Source organism: Leptobacterium meishanense (genome assembly GCF_037645805.1).
Lineage (GTDB): Bacteria > Bacteroidota > Bacteroidia > Flavobacteriales > Flavobacteriaceae > Leptobacterium_A > Leptobacterium_A meishanense.
This window is the reverse complement of the sequence record NZ_JBBEXE010000022.1, coordinates 1-807: the sequence shown is the minus strand read 5'-3', so window position 1 is coordinate 807 and position 807 is coordinate 1. Positions and strand designations below refer to the sequence as shown.

1 protein-coding gene is annotated in these 807 nt (G+C 43.5%); it reads left to right on the top strand.

Going from position 1 to position 807, the window contains the following annotated elements:
• Nucleotides 1-807, top strand: an 807-nt coding sequence (locus WBG21_RS11220; RefSeq protein ID WP_340077924.1) for a hypothetical protein, incomplete at both ends; no start/stop codon positions are given.

Sequence of the window (807 nt, the reverse complement as noted above, 5' to 3'; positions counted from 1 at the left end):
ATGCGAAGGTTATTATATACAGTAGTATCATTATTGACGGCTATAGGGATATATGGTCAGGATCCCCCTCCTGGGACTGAGGAGATCAGTTTTTTTATATCTGCCACTGCGAATGGTTTTGATTTCACAGATACTCCTACAGGGACATTGGAACAGCGTTCTACACAGTTTCCTGGGTATGTGACCAGTCATAGTTTATCCGATGTAGTTGTAAATGATATAATCATATCCTCTACAGGGGCATTGTACCAGATAACGTCCATTAGTGACCCTGGAGGACCTAGGACTGTAACTACAAGTAAACTCACCAATGTAGTTGATGGCACAATATCAAACTTGGCCAATGGAGTTGTAAATATAGCCAGGCCTACTGGTAATTGTCTTTTGATTCCTGACTATGTAGTGAACAACAATGGTATTACCCCTTTGCTGCGTGCAGCGATCAACAACTACAACCTGAACCGTTTGGACAACTGTATAAACACGGCCATTGGTGGTATTACAGCCGACAATGGGCTGACCCTTACCGGTGGGAACATACAATTGGGGGGTGCAATGACAGAGCCGACAACAGCTATTGATTTAGGAGCAAACACCCTTAATTACAATGTAGATGGCACCGGCAACCTAAACATAGATTTAACTTCGACGGGTGGTTTCAATGTAACCAGTGGGGCCAACCGGTTATTATTTGTACAGCCAGATGGTAGTATAGGAATAGGAGCGGCCACACCAATTGATGATAGTTCTGTATTGGACATATCGCAGGTTACAGACAAGGGAGTATTACTGCCCAATGTGGCATTA